The 21,411-nt window shown below is 36.3% G+C and carries 19 protein-coding genes and 1 riboswitch; of the genes, 6 read left to right on the top strand and 13 right to left on the bottom strand.

The window, feature by feature from the left end; genetic code table 11:
- Positions 1 to 18: 18 nt before the first annotated feature.
- The gene (locus C7B89_RS21240; protein ID WP_054548997.1) at positions 19 to 672 is read right to left on the bottom strand and encodes a restriction endonuclease subunit S domain-containing protein; all 654 of its coding nucleotides are present in this window, start codon (positions 670 to 672) and stop codon (positions 19 to 21) included.
- 211 nt (positions 673 to 883) lie between these two features.
- Here C7B89_RS21240 and C7B89_RS21245 point away from each other — a divergent pair, with 211 nt between their 5' ends.
- On the top strand, positions 884 to 1,273 hold the full coding sequence (locus tag C7B89_RS21245) for a helix-turn-helix domain-containing protein (RefSeq protein WP_004225641.1): 390 nt from the start codon (positions 884 to 886) through the stop codon (positions 1,271 to 1,273).
- 41 nt (positions 1,274 to 1,314) lie between these two features.
- Here the strand turns inward: C7B89_RS21245 and C7B89_RS21250 are convergent, their stop codons facing one another.
- Positions 1,315 to 2,190 (bottom strand): radical SAM/SPASM domain-containing protein, encoded by an 876-nt coding sequence (locus tag C7B89_RS21250; RefSeq protein WP_115674549.1) that lies wholly within the window; start codon positions 2,188 to 2,190, stop codon positions 1,315 to 1,317.
- A 195-nt stretch (positions 2,191 to 2,385) separates the two neighbouring features.
- Here C7B89_RS21250 and C7B89_RS21255 point away from each other — a divergent pair, with 195 nt between their 5' ends.
- A complete protein-coding gene (locus tag C7B89_RS21255; RefSeq protein ID WP_048394838.1) occupies positions 2,386 to 2,799 on the top strand; it encodes a hypothetical protein in 414 nt (137 codons plus the stop codon).
- Between the two features lie 202 nt (positions 2,800 to 3,001).
- On the opposite strand, the gene C7B89_RS21260 is transcribed toward C7B89_RS21255, so the two are convergent.
- The 3 genes from C7B89_RS21260 to C7B89_RS21270 form a co-directional block, all read right to left on the bottom strand.
- The gene (locus C7B89_RS21260) at positions 3,002 to 4,405 is read right to left on the bottom strand and encodes a SpoVR family protein (protein WP_048394841.1); all 1,404 of its coding nucleotides are present in this window, start codon (positions 4,403 to 4,405) and stop codon (positions 3,002 to 3,004) included.
- Positions 4,406 to 4,449: 44 nt separating this feature from the next.
- Positions 4,450 to 5,607: a sporulation protein YhbH gene (gene yhbH, locus C7B89_RS21265; RefSeq protein WP_048394843.1), complete on the bottom strand. Its 1,158-nt coding sequence runs from the start codon at positions 5,605 to 5,607 to the stop codon at positions 4,450 to 4,452.
- Between the two features lie 239 nt (positions 5,608 to 5,846).
- Positions 5,847 to 7,742 (bottom strand): PrkA family serine protein kinase, encoded by a 1,896-nt coding sequence (locus C7B89_RS21270; RefSeq protein WP_039884612.1) that lies wholly within the window; start codon positions 7,740 to 7,742, stop codon positions 5,847 to 5,849.
- A 212-nt stretch (positions 7,743 to 7,954) separates the two neighbouring features.
- Between C7B89_RS21270 and C7B89_RS21275 the strand changes: the two genes are divergently transcribed.
- Positions 7,955 to 8,950: a M23 family metallopeptidase gene (locus C7B89_RS21275; RefSeq protein WP_081010945.1), complete on the top strand. Its 996-nt coding sequence runs from the start codon at positions 7,955 to 7,957 to the stop codon at positions 8,948 to 8,950.
- A gap of 262 nt (positions 8,951 to 9,212) precedes the next feature.
- Complete coding sequence (locus C7B89_RS21280) at positions 9,213 to 10,907, top strand: methyl-accepting chemotaxis protein (RefSeq protein WP_115674550.1); 1,695 nt, start codon at positions 9,213 to 9,215, stop codon at positions 10,905 to 10,907.
- 56 nt (positions 10,908 to 10,963) lie between these two features.
- Here C7B89_RS21280 and C7B89_RS21285 read toward each other — a convergent pair whose 3' ends face one another.
- From C7B89_RS21285 to C7B89_RS21310, 6 genes are all read right to left on the bottom strand, one after another.
- Complete coding sequence (locus C7B89_RS21285; RefSeq protein ID WP_054548995.1) at positions 10,964 to 11,638, bottom strand: hypothetical protein; 675 nt, start codon at positions 11,636 to 11,638, stop codon at positions 10,964 to 10,966.
- A 137-nt stretch (positions 11,639 to 11,775) separates the two neighbouring features.
- Complete coding sequence (locus tag C7B89_RS21290; RefSeq protein ID WP_048394850.1) at positions 11,776 to 13,266, bottom strand: sodium:solute symporter family protein; 1,491 nt, start codon at positions 13,264 to 13,266, stop codon at positions 11,776 to 11,778.
- 21 nt (positions 13,267 to 13,287) lie between these two features.
- Positions 13,288 to 14,040 (bottom strand): SDR family NAD(P)-dependent oxidoreductase, encoded by a 753-nt coding sequence (locus C7B89_RS21295; RefSeq protein ID WP_009374257.1) that lies wholly within the window; start codon positions 14,038 to 14,040, stop codon positions 13,288 to 13,290.
- Positions 14,030 to 15,781: a methyl-accepting chemotaxis protein gene (locus C7B89_RS21300; protein WP_115674551.1), complete on the bottom strand. Its 1,752-nt coding sequence runs from the start codon at positions 15,779 to 15,781 to the stop codon at positions 14,030 to 14,032. Before C7B89_RS21300 ends, C7B89_RS21295 begins: the two co-directional genes overlap by 11 nt.
- A gap of 105 nt (positions 15,782 to 15,886) precedes the next feature.
- Positions 15,887 to 15,972, bottom strand: a riboswitch (cyclic di-GMP riboswitch).
- Between the two features lie 202 nt (positions 15,973 to 16,174).
- A complete protein-coding gene (locus C7B89_RS21305) occupies positions 16,175 to 16,369 on the bottom strand; it encodes a hypothetical protein (RefSeq protein ID WP_004225659.1) in 195 nt (64 codons plus the stop codon).
- A gap of 141 nt (positions 16,370 to 16,510) precedes the next feature.
- Positions 16,511 to 17,005 carry a YehS family protein gene (locus tag C7B89_RS21310; protein ID WP_103118849.1) on the bottom strand — a complete coding sequence of 165 codons (495 nt, stop codon included), beginning with the start codon at positions 17,003 to 17,005 and terminating at the stop codon, positions 16,511 to 16,513.
- Positions 17,006 to 17,189: 184 nt separating this feature from the next.
- Between C7B89_RS21310 and C7B89_RS21315 the strand changes: the two genes are divergently transcribed.
- On the top strand, positions 17,190 to 17,393 hold the full coding sequence (locus C7B89_RS21315; RefSeq protein ID WP_004225662.1) for an alpha/beta-type small acid-soluble spore protein: 204 nt from the start codon (positions 17,190 to 17,192) through the stop codon (positions 17,391 to 17,393).
- 70 nt (positions 17,394 to 17,463) lie between these two features.
- On the opposite strand, the gene C7B89_RS21320 is transcribed toward C7B89_RS21315, so the two are convergent.
- On the bottom strand, positions 17,464 to 18,660 hold the full coding sequence (locus C7B89_RS21320; RefSeq protein WP_004225665.1) for an MFS transporter: 1,197 nt from the start codon (positions 18,658 to 18,660) through the stop codon (positions 17,464 to 17,466).
- A 302-nt stretch (positions 18,661 to 18,962) separates the two neighbouring features.
- The gene (locus tag C7B89_RS21325; RefSeq protein WP_115674552.1) at positions 18,963 to 20,300 is read right to left on the bottom strand and encodes a trypsin-like peptidase domain-containing protein; all 1,338 of its coding nucleotides are present in this window, start codon (positions 20,298 to 20,300) and stop codon (positions 18,963 to 18,965) included.
- 293 nt (positions 20,301 to 20,593) lie between these two features.
- Here C7B89_RS21325 and C7B89_RS21330 point away from each other — a divergent pair, with 293 nt between their 5' ends.
- The gene (locus C7B89_RS21330; protein ID WP_054548992.1) at positions 20,594 to 20,914 is read left to right on the top strand and encodes a YflT domain-containing protein; all 321 of its coding nucleotides are present in this window, start codon (positions 20,594 to 20,596) and stop codon (positions 20,912 to 20,914) included.
- Positions 20,915 to 21,411 lie beyond the last annotated feature (497 nt).

A 21,411-nucleotide genomic window follows, 5' to 3' on the forward strand; every position in this document is an offset into this window, starting at 1 on the left:
CATTTGCACCGACTTATGTTAATTGCTCAACCTTTGAAAGGAATCATTTAAGAAATCTCCATTATAAACCTTATGTAACATATCAGCATATAAATATTGGAGCTGTTCAAAGCTATGATGTAAGTTTTTTGAATGCTGATTTACTTGTTTTGATACATTATCGAAATACTGTGGAAGTTTTTCTACCGCTGTGACTAAAGAATCTTTATTCATTAATAAATGTTGAATAGCGTTTAATAGTTGAGCTGCTCTATGCTGTATATCAAGAGGAGGTAATTCAATTATTAAACGAAGGATATGACGCCTCTCTTTATTTATTTGATACCATTTAAAAAAGTGAAATAAATAGTCACTAACAACAATGGATTCATTTGGAATAATGGCAATGATATCATGACCGATGCACACAGCTTTTTTACATTGATAAATAATGGTTTCCTTTAAATTTAATTTGTTGAGAAGAATGCTTTTTGCAGGTACCAGTGACAAATTTAATGAATCAACCGTGTGATCAATCTTTGGCACTTGACTAGCATCATCATCTACCAATAATTTCAATAGTGTTGCTTTGGTGATAAAAGGAGTACCTTCCCTAGTAAAACATTGATCGTTCAAAATTAAATGACCAATTTGGACTTTTGCTATTTCTTCTAAAAAAAACTGCTTCACCATGTATGAACCCTCCAATCCTCTGTCCCAATTAATACCCTAAATACAATCTTCATTAACGCATACCTAGTTATTTATTTAGGTCATTTGTCTGGATAAAAGTATTACTCTAAAGATTGTACCATTTTAATGTAACTTTTTCTCTATTATACCACTATAATAGTATAGTCATTTCCATTGTTTTTCACTAGCTTTTAACATAGAGGTGAATCATATGTCAGATTTTTTAAAGCTAGTAGGTGAACAACTTCGGATTATTCGATTATCTAAAGGACTTAGCCAAGAAGAAGTGGCTGAAAGAACAGGGAAGTTAGGTTTCAGTAAAGGAAGAGTTTCCAATATTGAGCATGGACAATCTAATATTACCTTAAGTACTTTGGAAACAATCATGAAGGCATTAGACATTACCCCTGAGGAGCTATTTAATTTTCAAAAATTATCTGGCGTTACTGATATTGAGGAGAAAAACCTCATGCTAGACATTCATCGCTCATTATTAAGAGAACGAAATTTAGACGAGGTAAAATATGTAGTTCGTATAACGAAGGATTTTTTAGATACGATTGATTCTCAATCAAAGAAAAACAGCTCTAACGGTCAATGACCATTGGAGCTGCTTTTTTATTTCAAAGTAACTTTTAGTAGCTACATACCAAACTTTTGACGATAGCCACATTTTCTACATAATTCTTCCACAGCTTCTCTTCTTGAGAAGCCTTCAACAATCTTATTGGCACGCTCCCCTTCTACAATGTCGGAGAAGGATTTTTCATGTACATTTCCTAAATTAATGACACCTTCCCCATCCAAACAGCAAGGTACTACGGTACCATCCACCAATATAGCTGCTTGACTACGCAGTGCATGGCAAAAACCCTTACCTTCATCCTCTGGCTCTAGGAGACTTGGCCATCTAAACTCATGATCCTGATTTAAATATACATGAGGCGCAATTTTTACCCCTTTACCAGGTTCTACTTTTTCTTCTATACGATAATCAAGATGATACTCATTTTCTAATATTTCTAAAGTCTCGCGGTTGCGACGAGCTGCAACATCCGAAACATGATCCTGTTGTAGATTCCATAAACGATAGGAAATAATCGTATTGTATTCCCTAGAATCTCGCACAAAATCCAATATATCCTCTAAATATTTTTCACGATTTTCAGAGCCTTCATGCCCATCAAAGCTATGCAACGAGAAATTAATTTGACGTAATGCTGGCTTTCCTAATATTTTCTCGCGATTTTTTTTGATTAGCGTACCATTCGTTGTAATATTGACTTTGAATCCTTTTACATGGGCAGCGTCTAATAGCTGATCAATTCTTGGATGTAGTAATGGCTCTCCTTTCACATGCAAATAAATATATTTTGTATGTGGACGAATTTCATCTAATATTTTATTAAATTGTTCGACTTTTATAAGCCCCTTTGCACGCGCTGTAGGTGGACAAAAACTACATGCTAAATTACAAACACTCGTAATTTCTATATAAACCTTTTTAAATGTTCTCAATGTTGCTTCTCCGTTCCCATTCACTAAATAATCAAATCTCATTCATTTTAACAAATTTATTGGATAGATAGCAAAAATCGTTGAGCTTTCCCTAGACACACCTACCTTTTCTCTAGGTAACATGGCTACACGTACAGGTGGGTTCAAGAAGCGCTAATATCTTAATAGTAATAGGAAAGGAAGGGAGGAGAAACGATGTCTGGTTTTAATTCTAAAAAATTTTATGGACCTGACGAACCTGAGCAGGAATCCTCTAACAAACAAGGGAAAAATCATATAACAATAAACTTCACATTCAATATAGGAAATACAGATTTTCACTTTGAGCAACGTGCAGAAGGCGGAGGCCAAATCAATCATGATGTAGGCACAAATGCCAACCAAGGTGGACAAAATGCTAGTAACGGTAGTCACACACGCAACGTCAATTCGCAATTTGCTGACGGTAATGGAAGAAGTGGTATTGCTGGTAATAATAATGACGAAGCTGGTGGGCAACAAGGCATTAAAGTACGGGATAGTCTTGTCATTGAAAGTGATATTCATTCATCCTCTAACCATAGTGAAAGTAATGAAGAAACTGATGTATTAACTGAAGAAGATGAGTAGATTGGTTTCAAAAAGATCATGTCAGTAGCAAAAAAAAGGCCATTTTACACGAAGAGGCTCTGTGCTCTGCCACTGGAAAGCAAGTAGCCTGCAACCGATTGTTGACCTTTCAAAAAAAATACTATTGATGGTTTTGTTTTTCAACACGATGAAAAAACTTCTATCTGCTTGATGGTACCCTCAACAGATAGAAGTTTTTTTATTATACATTGCGTTTATAATTTTTTGTGCCGTCATATGAATAGAGCATCGGCTTTTTATCGACATAGGTTTCTAAATGAACAGGACGTCCCCATAGCTGGTAAATATAAGGTAATACATTTTCTAAATAGTGTGGATCTAACTCCATCCCTTCATAGCCATGAACTAAATATAGCTCGCCATTCCGCAAATAATCGCCATTTTTTACCACAATATATGGGAAGCCTCCGTTTACACGCATGGATACGAGTTGATCGCGAACTATCTCATGATCCTTATCCGTTATACGGTATTCATTCCCTTTCTTTTGGAACAAGTACAAATCTTCACGCTTCGCTAAATCCTTTGTTAAATAGTTTCGAATAAAGGAAATATCTGATTCTACCTCTCTTACCTCAAAAATCTTTTCACGTCCCGTATTTGGCAAAACACCTAACCGTTTCATTTCCTCGGTAGGATTATTATAGCGATTTTCAATATCCTCGAAAATTTTAATCCCAAGATAATATGGATTAATCGATGTTTTGGAGGGCTGCACAACCCCCGCATTTAATTTGGCATATTCGATAGTTTCAGCAGTAGTTAACTTTAGCTCCCTCATGATTCGTTGATGCCAGAATGAGGCCCAACCCTCGTTCATTATTTTAGTCTCTAATTGAGGCCAAAAATAAAGCATTTCCTCTCGCATCATTGTTAATATATCTCGTTGCCAGTCTTCCAATTCACGGCTATGTTCCTCTAAGAATAACAACAGGTCCTTTTCTGGCTGAGGAGGAAATTGCTTTAATCTGCGTCGAATTGGTTTATAAACTTTTTCTTTTTCTTCTATACTCCATAAATCATCATACGGTGATTTTGTTGGTGGTTTTTCCTCCTCAAGCTCATCCTCTTCACTCCAGGATAGCTTCGGTCTTAAAATTGACGGATCAATATGTTCTTGAATAGCTAAAACAGCATCTAAAAACTGCTCCACCTCATCCTTGCCATACTCTCTCTCATAGCCAGCTATTCGCTCCGCAGTTGCGGTCATACTTTCTACCATATCTCTTCTTGTATTAGAAAAACGTATATTATTTTTGAAGAAATCGCAGTGTGCTAGAACATGGGCAATAATCAATTTATTTTGGGTTAAAGTATTGGTATCGAGTAAAAATGCATAGCAAGGATTTGAATTAATGACAAGCTCATAAATCTGACTAAGTCCTAAATCATATTGAAGCTTCATTTTATGAAATTGTTTTCCAAAGCTCCAATGGGAAAAGCGCGTGGGCATACCGTAGGCGCCAAATGTATAAATAATATCTGCTGGACAAATTTCATAACGCATTGGATAAAAATCTAAGCCAAAGCTTGAGGCAATTTCGGTAATTTCATCTATTGCACGATGAAGCTCTTTTGTGTCCATTTTACGCCCCCTCCTTTGAACGTGGTGCTGAGGATACTTCCATGTTACTCTTCACTTTTCTTGAAAAAGCTCTTTAAGGCGTCATACACATCGCCTTTTTTTCTCAGAATATGGTATCTGAATTTAGGATCATCAATTTTTTTATACGTATACATAAGCGTTGAGAAACGGTTATGCTGATTCACCTCACCATAGCCAAACATGCTGGATACATCCATTAACTCTCCTACTAACTTCAAGCACTTTTCATTGTCCATCGATATATTTTCACCATCTGAAAAATGGACAGGATAAATATTGTAGCGAGACGGATGATATTTATCCTGAATTAATTCCAATGCCTTTTTATAAGCTGAAGAACAAATGGTTCCACCACTTTCGCCCTTTGTAAAAAACTCCTCTTCTGTGACAACCTTTGCCTCAGTATGATGAGCAATAAATTCAATTTCTACTGTTTCATATTTTGACCGTAAAAACTTCGTCATCCAAAAGAAGAAGCTTCTCGCACAATATTTTTCAAATGCGCCCATTGAGCCACTTGTATCCATCATGGCGAGCACTACTGCTTTGGATTCTGGCTTCTCCACTTCATCCCATGTTTTAAAACGTAAATCGTCATTGTGGATTGGCGTTATTTCTGCTTTCCCATGCATCGCATTGCGCTTTAATGCATTTAAAATGGTACGCTTTTTATCGACATTACCCATGAGTCCTTTTTTACGAATATCATTAAACTCTATTTTTTCTGTTTTAATATCTGCCTTTTCTTTTTGCTGTAAATTAGGTAACTCTAGTTCATGAAATAAAACATTTTGAATTTCCTCAATACTGACTTCCGCTTCATAATAATCTTGGCCAGGCTTGTCACCCGCTTCTTTTCCTTTACCTGGAGCCTGATTGGCCTTACTGCCATCCCGCGCTACTACATCTCCAACACTACTATCCCCTTGTCCCTGCCCTACATGCTTAGAGTTATCATAGTTATATCGAATTTTATATTCATCAAGTGACCGAATTGGTATCTTAATAACCTCGCGACCATTGGACATCACAATACTTTCTTCGCTAACTAAATCAGGTAAATTATTTTTAATCGCATCTTTCACTTTTTCCATATGGCGTTGTTGGTCCTGGTGCCCTTTACGATGGAGGGACCAATTTTCCTGAGAAATGACAAAGCGTTTATTTTCGTGTTCAGTCATTTTTATCCTCACCCATCTATCAAATTCGCTTTTTCTATACTATGCTTGTGAGCTAAATTTTTGAACTTTTTTCATAAAATCAATTGTATATTTATCAATCACGCCTCAAACGTCCAGATTTTTTTCGACCATGCTCTAAAGTATCTCTTCAAAGTCTCGGACATCTTCTCCTCCTGATAATAAAAGGAGTGCCCTAAAAATGGGACACTCCTATCTTAATTGGAACAATGCACATCAAGTTATCGATTGAGCAAACTTCCTACATACTGTAGCAACTCATTTGCTGATGTTGTATTATAGCCATGTTCATCAACAAGCCTTGCCACAACCTCATTAATCTTCTTCAGTTGAGATTCATCTGGCATTTTAGAAGAAGTAGTAATTTTAACGATATCTTTTAAATCTGCAAATAATTTCTTCTGAATGGCCTCTCGCAATCTTTCATGAGAATTATAATCAAAACGTTTACCTTTTCGTGCATAGGCAGAAATTCGAATGAGAATCTCTTCACGGAATGCCTTTTTAGCATTTTCTGAAATGCCAATTTGCTCCTCAATCGAGCGCATTAATTTTTCATCTGGATTCATTTCTTCCCCAGTAAGTGGATCATAAATTTTATTTTTATTACAGAATGCCTCTACATTATCAAGGTAGTTATTCATCAATGTTTTTGCCGATTCCTCATAGGAGTACACAAAAGCCTTTTGTACTTCATTTTTAGCAATCTCATCATATTCTCTACGAGCAACCGCAATGTAATTCATGTATTTTTCACGATCCTCTTGAGAAATCGATGCATGCTGATCTAACCCATCCTTCAATGCTCGTAAAACGTCTAATGCATTTATCGATGGTATCTCTTTGCGAATAATAGCAGAAGAAATACGGTTAATAATATAGCGTGGATCAATACCGTTCATGCCTTCATTCGGGAACTCTTTCTTCAGCTCCTCTAAGTCAACGGAATTAAATCCCTCCACATTTTCTCCGTCGTACAAGCGCATTTTTTTAATTAGATCCACACCTTGTTTTTTCGGAACTTCCAAACGAGTGAGAACCGAAAAGATTGCTGCGGCCTTTAAAGCATGCGGTGCAATATGGACATGGGACATATCGCTCTCTTTTATCATCTTTTCATAAATATGCTCTTCCTGACTAACTTTGAGGTTGTAGGGAATTGGCATAACGATAATTCGAGAATGTAATGCCTCATTCTTTTTGTTCGAAATAAATGAACGATACTCTGTTTCATTTGTATGAGCAACGATTAACTCATCTGCACTAATTAAAGCAAATCTTCCTGCTTTGAAATTTCCTTCCTGCGTTAATGATAATAAATTCCATAAGAATTTTTCATCTAGTTTTAGCATCTCCTGGAATTCCATCATTCCTCTATTAGCCTTATTCAGCTCCCCATCAAAGCGGTAAGCACGAGGATCCGACTCTGAACCAAATTCACCAATTGTAGAAAAATCAATACTTCCTGTTAAATCTGCAATATCCTGTGATTTAGGGTCTGATGGTGTAAATGTCCCTATACCCACACGTTTATCTTCTGAAAAAGTAATACGTTCAATCATTACATTTTCAATGCGTCCATCGTATTCCTTTTCAAGACGCATTGTATTTAAAGGCGATAAACTTCCTTCAATTCTAATCCCATATTCCTCAAAGAACTCATTACGCAAATGATGTGGAATTAAATGGAGCGGATCTTCATGCATTGGACATCCCTTAATTGCGTAAACTGCACCTTCATCTGTTCGCGAATATTGCTCTAATCCGCGTTTTAGTAAGGTAACGATAGTTGATTTACCACCACTAACTGGTCCCATTAATAATAAAATACGTTTTCTAACATCTAACCTGCGTGCTGCTGGATGGAAATATTCCTCCACCAGTCTTTCAATTGCTGTTTCAAGCCCAAAAATTTCTTGTCCGAAAAATTTGTACATTTTTTGCCCATCGCGTTCCTCTACACCAGAACTTTTTATCATATTGTAGACGCGTGAATGGGCTGTTTGAGCAACTTCAGGTCTTTCCCTAATGATGTTTAAATAATCTGCAAATGTCCCTTCCCACTTCAGCCTGTTTTCTTCTTCGCGATAGTTTTTCACTTTATCTAAAATGTTAATAGCCTTCCCTCCATTCAGGGCTTGATTTATAACATAGTATGAAGTTAATGGCATGATGATACCATTACTTTTTCTTTGATGAAGTTTCTTCTTATTATTTCTATTTTTGGGGGCAAAAAAATTGCCGATATATCAACTGTTTTCATACATAGAACCTTACTGAATGAAGATAAAAATTTCGGTTATTCTAACGTTAGAAAGGAGGTCCATCATTGCATCGCCATTTTATATTTCTTTTCACATTTTTATTTTTAGGGATTATGCTGTACCCTTCTGCCTCTTTTGCAAAGGAGGATCTTACAGAAGAAGAAATTTTACAGCAGCGTATGTCCTATTATGTACAATTCGATGAATTACTCATTCCATGGCATTTTTTAGCTGCTATCGATCAGTATGAGAGAAACCTACAATCAGTTCGTAAAGACATCCCTAAACGAGAAGGCTATTTGGCTATCCAATTTTCTGATGAATACTGGTCAGGTGCATTAAATCCTGTAAAGGAAGACACTTCTCCTGAGACAATTAGCTATTTCGGAGGAATGGGCCTTGACGGTAATCATGATGGAATCGCTAGTCCAAAGGATGATGAGGATGTCATTTTTTCGATGGCTAGTTATTTAGGGAAATTTGGAACAACAGATGAGGATTTTAAATTAGCATTATGGGAATATTACGGAAGCGAAGAAGCAGTCAATCAAATATTTACCATCTCCACATTGTACAGACATTTTAAAACTATAGAACTTGATGCACATACCTTCCCGCTAAATATCCGCTCTGATTACAGTTACAGGGGCACTTGGGGCGCCAATCGTGGTTGGGGTGGACGCCGTATTCATGAGGGAACTGATATTTTTGCCAGCTATGGAACGCCTGTATTATCTACCTCTTATGGAATAGTGGAGGTAAAAGGATGGAATCAATTTGGTGGCTGGCGTATTGGTATTCGCGACAATCATAATTCCTACCACTATTATGCCCACCTCGGTAGCTATCATAAGGAAATTGAAGTAGGTACAATTGTTAAACCTGGTACTGTTCTTGGCTATGTTGGAAGCTCTGGATATGGGAAAGAAGGTACATCGGGCAAATTCCCTCCACATCTCCATTATGGTATTTATAAATTTAATGGAAAAACTGAATGGGCTTTTGACCCTTATCCTTCCCTTCTACAGTGGGAACGCCAGGCGAAAAATCAAAAACAATAGAGAATCCTTTACTTATGGCACTTGAAGCATTTTGCTTCAGGTGTATTTTCTTTCTATATAGGAAATTCTACATAAACATATAAATTAGTTGTTAGACATCTATATATATTTAACTATTAAGAAAAGGAAAATAATTATATCATTGTACTAAAAAACTATTTTTAAATATTTCTATCGAAAGGCTTATTAATACACATAATTAGTTATAAAATAATACTTGTGTTGAAAAAATTTCTCAATGAGATAGTAAAGGGATGGGAAAATGAAAGGCATTATCAAGTTTAAAACACTTAAAACACGAATTTTAAGTGCATTTATTCTTTTGTTAGTTTTAGTAGTTAGCTTTACAACCTACACTTACAATTCCAATACAAATATGGAAAAACAGGCAAAAGATTTAGTGAAAGAAGATTTAGTTGTTTTAAATGCAAGTAAAAATTTAGCACTCTCTATGAGTGTCCGTCTATCTGCAGCGTTAAATTATGTGTTGACAGGCGACGAAAAATACAAAGAATCATTTGATGAGTATCGCAAAATGGCTGAGGAAAATAATGCTATTCTAGACAAATATGAAAAATCAGATGAACGCGATCAACTTGTAGCAATCGCTCGTGATTGGAGTACCCTTGTCAATACAGAGGTATTTGATATCTACCAAAAGGGCAATAAAGAATTAGCTTTAGAAAATTTAATGGATACACATGAACTCGTAACGAAAGTGCGATATGGTTACGAAAAACTGGCAGATGAACGAGCTAAAGCCATTACAGATGTCGGTAATGATGTTGTATCAACTAGCTCTGAGAATCGAACAATTGGTATCGCCTTTAGCTTGATTCTAACTATAGCTGGTATTCTAATTGCCTTTATCACAGCCAGTACCATCTCTAAACCTGTTACAGTAGTAGCCGACCGGATGAAAGAATTAGCAGATGGAAATTTGCAACTAGAGCCTCTGCCTGTAAAAGCCCGAGATGAAATTGGAACATTAATGGTAGCAGCCAATGACATGAACGAAAAATTAAAACAAACGATCCAGTCTATCTACTCGGTTTCTGAAACAGTAGCAGCTAGTAGTGAAGAACTTGCTCAATCATCGAATGAGGTACAAGCAGGTACTGAGCAAATTACAGTAACGATGCAAGAGCTGGCATCTGGTACAGAAACACAAGCATCTACCACAGGTGATTTGGCAGAAACAATGACAGCATTTAAGCGTAGCATTCATGAAACTACACAAGAGGGCATTGAATTAAGCGAACATTCTAGTCATGTTCAAAAATTAACGGTTTCAGGGAAAAGTTTAATGGTGCAATCTACCAAACAAATGGCTACAATAAATGAAATTGTATTAGACTCTGTGAAAAAGGTAGAAAATTTAAATGAACAGTCTGCCGAAATATCCAAGCTAGTGTCAGTTATCGATGATATTTCAAACCAAACAAATTTACTTGCATTAAATGCAGCAATCGAAGCAGCACGAGCAGGTGAGCATGGCAAGGGCTTTGCTGTTGTGGCAGATGAAGTCCGAAAGCTTGCTGAGCAAGTACAGTTCTCTGTCACGGATATTGCAACAATTGTCCAGCGTATTCAAGGTGAAACTGGCAATGTAACATCTGCCCTTCAGACTGGCTATGAGGAAGTAAGAAGAGGAACCACACAGCTCGATGAAACTAATGAAACATTTGAAAAAATTTCTGATGCTGTTGGGGATATGATAGTTAATATTTCAACGATTACAACGAATTTAAATCAGCTTGCTCAAAATTCGGAAACCATTAATGCTTCTATTGATGATATGGCCTCCATTTCACAGGAATCCGCTGCTGGCGTTGAGCAAACAACAGCAACTGTTGAGGAAACAGCCGCTACAATGGATGAAATCGCTAGAAGTGCAAATCAGCTTGCTGGAATGGCCGAAGAGTTAAATACGCAGCTACAGCAATTTAAAATTTAATCATCTAAACAACAAAGGCTATCTCAAATTTTTCTATTTTGAGATAGCCTTCTCTCTTATTGCCAATGACTTATTGGCACTCGTTCCAGTTCATGACGTTTAATAATAACACTTATCTTTTGAAACCATTTCTCACAAAGCTCTATGGCTTCTTTATAGTCATCCTCCTCTTTTGATATGGGATCTTCACTATTATCCATGAACATATATTCTTGAATAGGCTCTGATAAATGATCTACTACTAACTTTAGCGACAGCTGTGAAATTGTATCTTCTTCTACCTCCTCTTCTTCTATTTCATCTGCTTCAGCAAGTAAGGAACCACTCATTAGATGATTCTTTGTTCTAACCGTAAATACTTCATCTTCCATGATGGCAACCTCATATATTCTGTTAAATGGAACCTCTATAATTTTTAGTTCTTCGTCTAAAGCTTCTCTTCGGGCGAAAATAAGCATGTTTGTCTGTTCATTTAACAGTAAAGCATTTAAAGCATCATTGGAAACTGTACATTGTGTATGAGGAATAGCCATTATCTCCTCCTCACTAGCTTCCGTCATGGCTGTCAAAGTTTGTATGGCAATATAACGCTCTTTTAAATAACGGATACTCCCTAGACCGACTAAAGCCAGCCCGATTAAAAAAAATAGTTGCTTAATAATGACTAATTCAATGGCATTTGCTAGATAAAGATAGACAATCCCTAATAAAATGAAGAAAATATTTTTCATCCAATTCCCGCCTTTATCAAGATAATCACTAGAAAAATTCAGATGATGTACTAGCAATAGTATTCTTGATTCTATCGTTTCATTCTAATAAAAAACACGAATTCATTGAACTTTACAATGAATCCGTGCTTTTGCTTTTAACGACCAATTAGCTCTTCTTTACTACTTACGTCGTCTAATGTTTTATCTTTTTCTATTTTATGCATCTCAAGAACATGCTCAGATGGCGGAACGAGTATGCTCACCACGACAATTGTGATACCAGTTATAACAACACCTGAAAATACAGGAGCCTGCCATAATTCATTTAATAGACCTATGAAGCCTTCTGATTGGATTGTCAGACTAGGTACGAATGTTAGTGATGTCACAATGTAATAAACTAAGCCAACGGAAATACTTGCCCAAACTGCTGGTGTACTGACACGTTTCCAAAATGGTCCTAAAACGATTGGCCAGAATATTGTTACGAATATAATATCCCAAGCTAAATAAGCTAAATCAATTACTTTTTGGAAGCTTACAGCTAGCACTAAACCTAATAAAGCACTAGCTAGAATAATAGATCGCGAAAATCTTAATAGCTTCTTAGGATCAGGATTGTGATTAATAAAATCTAAATAAATATTCTTTGTCACAATCCCTGAAGTCGCTACATAACATGCAGCTACTGTAGACATCCCCATGGCTGCCATGGCTGTTAAGAAAATAGCTGCTAATAAAGGAGGAAAATAACCTTGTGCAAAGGTAAGCATCAATGTTTCTGGGTTTGTGCTTTCAGGATAAATAGACTTAAAGGCTTCCCCTAGCATCCCTGGAATCCAGCTAATTGCAATGACAATAATACCAGCAATAATCATGCTTCGTTGTGCCACCCGTGGACTTTTTGCAGCAGCTACCCTCTGCCCAAGGTCAACTGCAGGGATATCTCCAAGTGCTAGTACAAGATACAAAGTCCAGAATTCTGCTCCTGCCTTCTCAAATAATGTACTGATATTCCACCACTCGGGATTAAATGTAACGTCTGGATAGTAAAACAAAATAAAAATGGTAATACCCAAAATACCTGCCACTGCAAGCGCACCTTGTACGATTTCAGTATAGGCTACTGCCCATAAACCACCAATAACTGAATAAATAGCCGTTAGCGATACAAATAGAAGCGCCGCAGGTATAAAATCAATTTGCAACAATTGCTGAATAATATACGTTCCACCAACTGTTAACGCCGCTGCATTAAAAACTCCAAAAGCAATTGCCATAACAACCCCTGTATAGGCTCCTAGCTTTTTACTGCCATAGCGTAAACCGTAGTAATCTGCTAATGTCCAGCCCTTTAAACGTCGTAATGGCTTTGTCCAAATGAGTGCTCCAAGAATCATACAAGTCCCTAAACCACCCATTGTTGCCGAACCTTCAAAGCCACCACTTGTATAGCCAGAGCCTACCGCTGCAAAAAAGAAGGGAGCTGCTAATAATGCAGCGACTAAACTACCCGTGACAACGGATAAAGGCATGCTCCAGCCAGCAACAATTAAATCCTCGGCTGTGTTGACACGCTTATAGCCTTTATAGCCAATATAATAGATAAATAATAAGTATAAGCAAAAGATAATAATATTTAACATTATTTACTCCTTCGTTTTCCATTAACCGTTCATTACGACCCCACCATTTGGCGTTAAAATTTGACCTGTATAGAAGTCAGCATGATTAGAGGCTAAAAATAATACACTTTTCGCAATTTCTTCTGGTTGTGCTAAACGTTTTAATGGATATTTTGCGGATTCTTCCTCCACATAGTTATCGCCAAACTCTTGTAGAATGTCCGTAAATGTTCCACTAGGAGCAACTGCATTGACAAGTATAGAAGGTGCTAATTCTCTTGCTAAAGCCTTTGTAAAAGCATTAATAGCACCCTTTGCAGCTGAATAATGCGTGAATTCTTCACAACCCAAGCTACCAATATCAGATGAAATATTGATGATTTTTCCTGTATTACGTTCCTTCATTCTTTTTGCTGCTTCACGGCAATTATAGAAACAGCCATATAAATGAACTTTAATCATACGATCCCACTGCTCATCCGTTAAATCTGTAATGCTGGAACCCTGTGCAAATCCAGCGTTATTTACAAGAATATCAAGATTCCCGAGATGCTCGTCCATAAATTGATGCATCGCTTGTACTTCTTGAGAGTTAGAAACATCTGCGTGGAATATTAAAGCTTTCACACCCAACTTTTCTGCTTCTGCACGTACAGCTTCTGCCTCTTGCTCATCCCCAATATAATTAATTAAAATATTGGCTCCATGTTGCGCAAAGCCTAAAGCAATTGCTTTACCGATTCCTTTACTAGAGCCTGTAATTAAAACATTTTTTCCTGTAAAATTAATGTCCATTATGATCATTCTCCAATTTGAATTTTGCCACTAGACCTTGCAGCTCTTCTGCTGTTTTGCCCAGTGATGAAGAGGCATCCTTTACTTCCTGCATGGTAGATAATTGCTCTTGTGTAGAATTCGAGACATTTGAAGAGAACTCTGCTGACTGCTCTGCAGATTGTTTAATATTATTAACAGATGCCGCCACTTCTTCTGAGGATGCAGAAATTTGTTGTGAGGCTGCTGAAATTTCACGTATTTGGCTAGCTACTTCTTCTGAGGAAGTAAGAATTTCTTTAAAGATTTCGCCTACTTCATTGGTAAATGCCATCCCTACCTTAACATCCTCTTTACCTTTCTCCATAACCGTGATAGAAGCGTTTGAATCAGACTGAATAGAACTAATTAAATTGTAAATTTCTGTTGCTGATTGAGAGGATTGTTCAGCTAAGCGTCTCACTTCATCCGCAACAACGGCAAAGCCTTTACCGTGTTCACCTGCTCGTGCCGCTTCGATCGCAGCATTTAAAGCTAATAGATTTGTTTGATCAGCTATAGCAGTAATTAAGCTAACAATTTCACTTATTTTTTTAGTATTAACATGTAGTCCATTAATGGTTGTCCCTATTTGTTCAACAGAATCATTAATTAACTCCATTTGAGCAATAACTTGTTGTACAACTTCATTGCCTCGTTCAGAAGCCTGTGATGCTGAAATAGAGGATTCCGCAGCTACATTTGCAGAATCAGCAATTTGCTGAATACCTGTTGCAGTTTCTTCCATAGCAGCAGCTGTTTCCTCTGTCATGGTCATCGAGGCCTCAGCATTTTGTGTAATTTGATTCATGTCTAGTGCAATATTTGTTGAGCTGTTATAAGTTTCACCAGCATGTACCGTTAATTGATTGGCTGCTGAAGAAACGTGATTGGATGTATTGCGTATGTTTAAAATAATATGTTGCAAATTAGCCACCATTGTACGAATGGATTCAGATAATTTACCAATTTCATCCTTTGATGTCTCTAAATCCACATCTATTAATTCACCATTTGCCACTTGATTGGCAACGTTCACTACTTTTTTCAGTGGCTTTAATAGTCGATCTATAATTATGTAAACTAAAACTAATAAAATTAAAATGCCGATAATGGCAATGACAATTTGCTTAATCACACTTGTTTTAATAATCGTATTGATATAATCAGCGGAGTAATCAATCCCTAATAGGGCAATCAGTTGGCCATTATCATCTTTAATAGGACTAAAAACCGTTCTCCAAGAACCAAAAGGATCCTCGAAAATATCAGTTACCTCTGTACTATTATTTTCAATAGCTAATTTTGCTGTTTCTACATGTTCATCCGCTAAATCAGTAAAAATTTCACCGGCTTCATATACTTCATTTAGATTAGAGGTATAGCCAATTGGATTGACGCCACCCTCATCCTTGACATCCCAAATATAACTCCAGCTCATAATACCTTGCTGGTCCTGAATCATATCAAGTTGCTTTTGGATCTTTGTAAACTTTGCGTTTGTTTCCCCTTTTTCGGACAGCAAATCTTTTACTTCATCACTGTCTAAGCTCATAGCTGTTAATAAACCAACACTTTTTAATTCTTGCTCCAAATCCACATTCATCCGATTATTCAATTCACTAATACTTTGCGTCGTAATAATAGCGATAAGCAGTAATACAACGATAGAGACTGTTAGTAAAAGCTTATTTTTTAATGATGTGTTTTTTAACAACTTCATTTCCCCTTTTCCTCCTTTGAACTTTACTTGCAAAAAAATGCCTATTTCAAAAGAAATAGGCATAAAAGAACAAAAACTAGAATGAGAATGATACAACTAGCACTCTTTTGCAACCCAGCCGCCATAGCATTTATTGCCTTAGACCTGTAGCTTTGCGTCTTTACTTTTCAGTAAATTTGCCTATATTTCCCTACCAAAATTAACACAGTAGGTAAAAGTAGTCAATGCTCTCTACTTAAAACATACATATTTTATACTAGCTGTTCCTTCATTAATAATTATATAAATTACTTAATTATGATTCATCTATTGAACAAAATAAAACAGCTACAACCTCAATTAGCGTTGTAGCTGTCCACTTTCAATTCACTTACCCCTAAGTGTTTGAATAAATTATACGTTTTGTGTGACAAGTAATACGGAAGGTATAAAGGATAACGCAAACATAGCGATATACCATACGGAAGTACGACGTAATGAAAAGCGTACTTTTTTTCGTTCCGCATAAAAAATATCTAACATAACTGCAACAATAAAAGGCATTGTAATACATGCAATAGCTACTAATAAGATGTCAAAATAAATCATACAAGCACCCCTTTGTCTGTGAACATTTTTCATCTTTTTTGTGAACATTTTGTGATAATTTTATTGTACACAATTTCGTCACAAATTGTCAACGAGTTTTAAAGAAAAAAATGGCACTTTATGATTGATATCCATTGTGCATTATGCTCTATATTTATATGTTAGGCCCCTTAAAAAATTTCGTACGAATGAATCGCCACACTCTTTATAATTACGATGACTTGGATTTCTTAAAATAGCACCTAATTCACCTTTTGTAACTTTAATGCCGCCGTCATATAAAATCTCAAGCATCTCCTCAGTTGTTAAAGCTAAAGCAATTTTTACTTTCTTTAGCAGCATATTATTTGGGCTTTCTTTACCTGACACAGGTAAAGGTCCAACAGCCTGTCCTTCTCTTGGTTTCTGAGGCCCGCGTTTAAAAGTAATTAATCCATTTAAAAATGCCTCTAACATTTTATTATTACATTTGATGTATTCCTCTGGCGCTTCTTCCTCATCATTAATCTTAATCAGCATATTTAATACTTCTTCCTTTGTATAATCCATGCCACCAAGTTTAAAAATTTCTACCATATCTACATTTTTTATATCGAACGCATAGCGTAAACGAATTAAGATATCATTATTTGTCATTATATTTCCTCCTTTAATTAACCTTATATAGTAAAGAGCCAGGCTTAATTATAACAGAGAGTTTGCTGATTATTGCTAGCTTTCCACAAGTTGTTGTTGTTAGCAAATAGCGTGTGCATTTCCTACTTTTTAAATGTATGAAAAATTTAATCGCAACCATTCTAAGGTCAAGGAGGTGAGAACAATGGCTAACAATAACCGCAGTTCAAATAAACTTCTAGTACCTGGAGTACATGAGGCTGTCAATCAAATGAAATATGAAATTGCACAAGAGTTTGGCGTTCAGCTTGGGCCAGAAGCATCTTCTCGTGCAAATGGTTCCGTTGGAGGAGAGATTACAAAACGTCTTGTTGAAATCGCTGAAAAACGTTCAAAAGGTTTATTATAATTAAATACTAATAAGAAAAGAACGAATCCCATTTACATAATTGGAATTCGTTCTTTCGTGCTCTATAAAATTATGCTGTTTGCAATTCCTTCCCTGAGCTCTTAAGCGTTAGCATAACGATAAAGGAAATACAATACAGTGCTGCTAAGTAAATCATCACGACAGTCATATCGTAGCTTTGTAAAATAAAACCTACAAAGATTGGTGAAAACCCACCTATAGCTCGTCCAAAGTTAAAAATGGTGTTTGTTGCTGTACTGCGAATTTGTACTGGATAAAAGCTACTAATTAATGCACCATACCCTGCAAACATTCCATTAGAGAAGAATCCTACAACCGCACCGCCTACTAATATCGCTACTGCACCTGTTGCAAACGAGTAAAAGAATACAGCACATGCAGAGGCTACTAAAAAGATCCCGAATGTTCGCTTTGCACCAAAACGATCCATAAATCTACCAAACGTCAGCATTCCAATGATCATGCCAACTGCGGTACTAATTGTCCACAATGCTGAGCTTGAAACCGATAAACCTTGCGATTTCTGTAACATCGAAGGTAGCCAAATCATTAGACCATTATAGCCTGCAATTTGAACAGTTGCCATTAGAATTAGGGAGAGTGTTGTCATGGTGATACGAGGTGAAGCAAATAATTGTGCTAATTTCCCGTTCTCTTGCTTATTATTTTGTTGTTTCTGCGCTGCTAACCATTCTGGTGATTCATCAATATTTTTACGTACGATAAAGGCGAAAATAACTGGTAGTAATCCTACAAAGAATAATGCACGCCACCCTAAAGTTGGTAAAATAATAGCACTTAATAAAGCAGCTAAAATTACTCCATATTGTGCACCTACACTGACATAAGAGGATGCTCTACCTTGTTTATTCTTTGGCCAAGCCTCCGCCACAAGCGCCATCCCAATACCATATTCTCCGCCAGCACCTAAACCAGCGATAAATCTATAAACATAAACTTGTTCAATACTTGTTGCTACTCCTGTTAAGGCCGTTCCGATGGCAAACAAAATAATCGTATACGTAAACACTTTTACTCGACCATATTTATCTGCTAATACACCGAAAATAATACCACCCAGTAGCATCCCAATATTCGTGATGGATGAAATCAATCCACCTGTTGCAAGATCAATATTAAATTCTGCAATAATCATTGTCATAGCAAAGGAAATAAACATAATGTCCATTCCTTCTAGCGTTAGCCCTGCCACTGAAGCAACCACGGTTTTTTTACGATAATCCATTCTTTTTAGCCTCCATTTTCTAGTTGTCGATCTCTTTTAGTGAATGGATTATAGCTGTCTTGTCCATTCTCTTTTGAAGCCTCACGGGACTTCCTTTAAAAGAGGGGTACGAAACAATAATAAAAGCCCTTCCGTCACAGAGGACAAAAGGGCATGACAAAGCAAAGATATTAGCTTAAAAATATCACATAGCCCTTTTCAGCCTCTCTGGACCGTATTAAAGGATTTATATATCGTTCATTTATACCGTTCTACATTCTATAAGATTACTGAAGAAAAAGCAATGGTCGAATAGTGGAAATTCAACACGGTATTTCTATAAAGTTTTGAGCAAACTGATAAATTAGATTGGCAGGTACAGCCAAATTAAGGTTTTGACCATCATCGAAGCCTGCTGTAATCAGACCAACCAATCGCCCATGCATATCCAATAAAGCACCACCTGAACTGCCATTTGATATAGCGGCTGTAAATTGAATCATAGACATTTGCCGAATATCACGAAAACCCGAAACAATCCCATCAGAAACTGAGTTAAACAATCCTAACGGACTGCCAATCGCCACAATTTTTTGCCCTCGAACTAATTGTCCATCCATTTTTACAGGTAAAGGATGGCTTATTCTGTCTACCTTCAAAATAGCCAAATCATGCATATCATGATATTTTACAAATTGATGGGTAATATACTCGTTGGTATCATTTTCATAGAGCACAGAATAATATTTTCCACCACCCACAACATGCAGGTTTGTTAAAATATATCCATCTTGGTGGAGAACGACACCAGAGCCATAGCATAAAACCTTGTCATCCTCCCCGAAGGTCTTAATCATCACAACAGATGTGGCTAAGGAGGCTAATTGCTCATAGCTCCACTCCTCCGTCGCATTCGTTTTTTGAGCAGGAATGTTCAATTGTCTTGAAGTACTTTTAATAGGCAATGTTATTTCTTTTTCATAGAAATGTCGACACATATGTAAGGTAGATGACGCTTCTATTATAGGGTACAAATTGGCAATATCTCCTTTGGGATTCATGTAACAAATATCACACCCCAGTGACGATAAGAAATATAAAAATAGTAATTCATGCTGCGTAATGTCACCTATAAAAACAATTTTGGGGGAAGTTGGATTTTCCTCCGAAAAAATTTGTGGTAAATAATAATCCATCCAAAACAAAAATTTAACTGCAAAATTTTTTAACAACGTTTCATTAGGATAAGGCTGATTTTCTTTAAATAGTTGAATCATCTGTTTAAAGCTTAGCTTTTTTGTCCATTCAAGTTGATCACTCGCTAATTTACTGCACAAAGATAGCTTATACAGTAATTGCGGGTTTTCAGCAGCAGTCTGCCACATTCTCCAACTTTCCGACAATCTATCTACATCTTCCTTATTACGAATGACCTCAAGCTTATGCAGTCGTAAATAAAAAATGCTTTGCTTGGAGAAATACTCCTCCATTTTTAGAATCTCATCTTTATAAAAATCTACAGAATCAGGTATACCGATATATCGTAGAAAAACAACTTCCTTCGTAAGAGAATGTTTGTTGTGATTAATTTGCATAAACTCCTGAAAAGTATTTGCTGATTTATTGTATTTAATTTTTAACGGTCTAGTTGTCACAATCATCTTCATACAACTCCTATAAGCTCTTCATTACATATAATGGTACTTATATACAATTCTCTGATGTTTCTCTAAATCCTCTATTGATTGCAAACAAAAAAACCCGACTCTATAAAGAATTGGACGTAGCTTTGGAATAAAGATTTAGAATAACAACTCCCAATGTTTTCTAGTTGTTCATTAGTATTCCATTAGTTGTTAATGCCACTCTAACATAATTAAAAACTAAAAAGATGTTTTATCCATTCAATTTAGTGGAATAGATTGAATGTGAACATATATAGGAGGGATCAATAATGACAGTCAAATTGACAGTAGAAAACGTAGTACAGGCGAAACAAGAAGTGGAGAAATTAGAAGCGCAAGGATATCTTCGAGATAACATTTACATCTTTGCGCACTATGAAGAACGTGAAGATGATATTAACGAAGCACTCGGGACAGAAGAAGCTGGTATTAGCGAGCAAGGGTTCCTGACTTCTCTGAAGAACCTGGTGAATTCCCGTGGAGATGAACTCCGCAACAAGTTAGCTTCTGTCGGATTAAGTGAATCGGAAGCTGCTCAATTCGAGAAGGAACTGGATACAGGTAAATTGGTCATAATTGCCAATAAGTAAAAACAAACCCGGGAATCCAATCCCGGGTTTGTTTCATTTACACCTTCGTCTCTGTATTCAAGATAGCCTTTCAACTATTGTCAATGATCTGCTCGAGGAAATTTTCTTCTTCTTCATTAAAGAGTCTTCTTTAGCAATATGGTCCTATTCATAAAGAATGACACTTTTCCTTATTATGAAAAATCGCCCGTTTGTTGAATAACTAATTTTTATTAATAATAGCGTTTTCTCATATATTTCTTATTTAGTAGTTCAATGACTATTGAAGATAAATTCATAAAAAATTAGAGCTACAGTTTAATGACTCTAATTTTTACGTCTATTCTTTACAAAAATCGACAAATTTTTTTGCCTGTATTAAGGACATATCTGTTTGTTCTCTCACAAACTTCACCGCTTTAATTTCACCGACGGACTTTATTTTCTCTTTTACTAAGGCAATCAGTTCCTTATTATAGATTTTAGTATAATCCATTTTTAAACTGTACCCTATAAGA

This window comes from Lysinibacillus capsici, assembly GCF_003367505.1.
Classification (GTDB): Bacteria; Bacillota; Bacilli; order Bacillales_A; family Planococcaceae; genus Lysinibacillus; species Lysinibacillus capsici.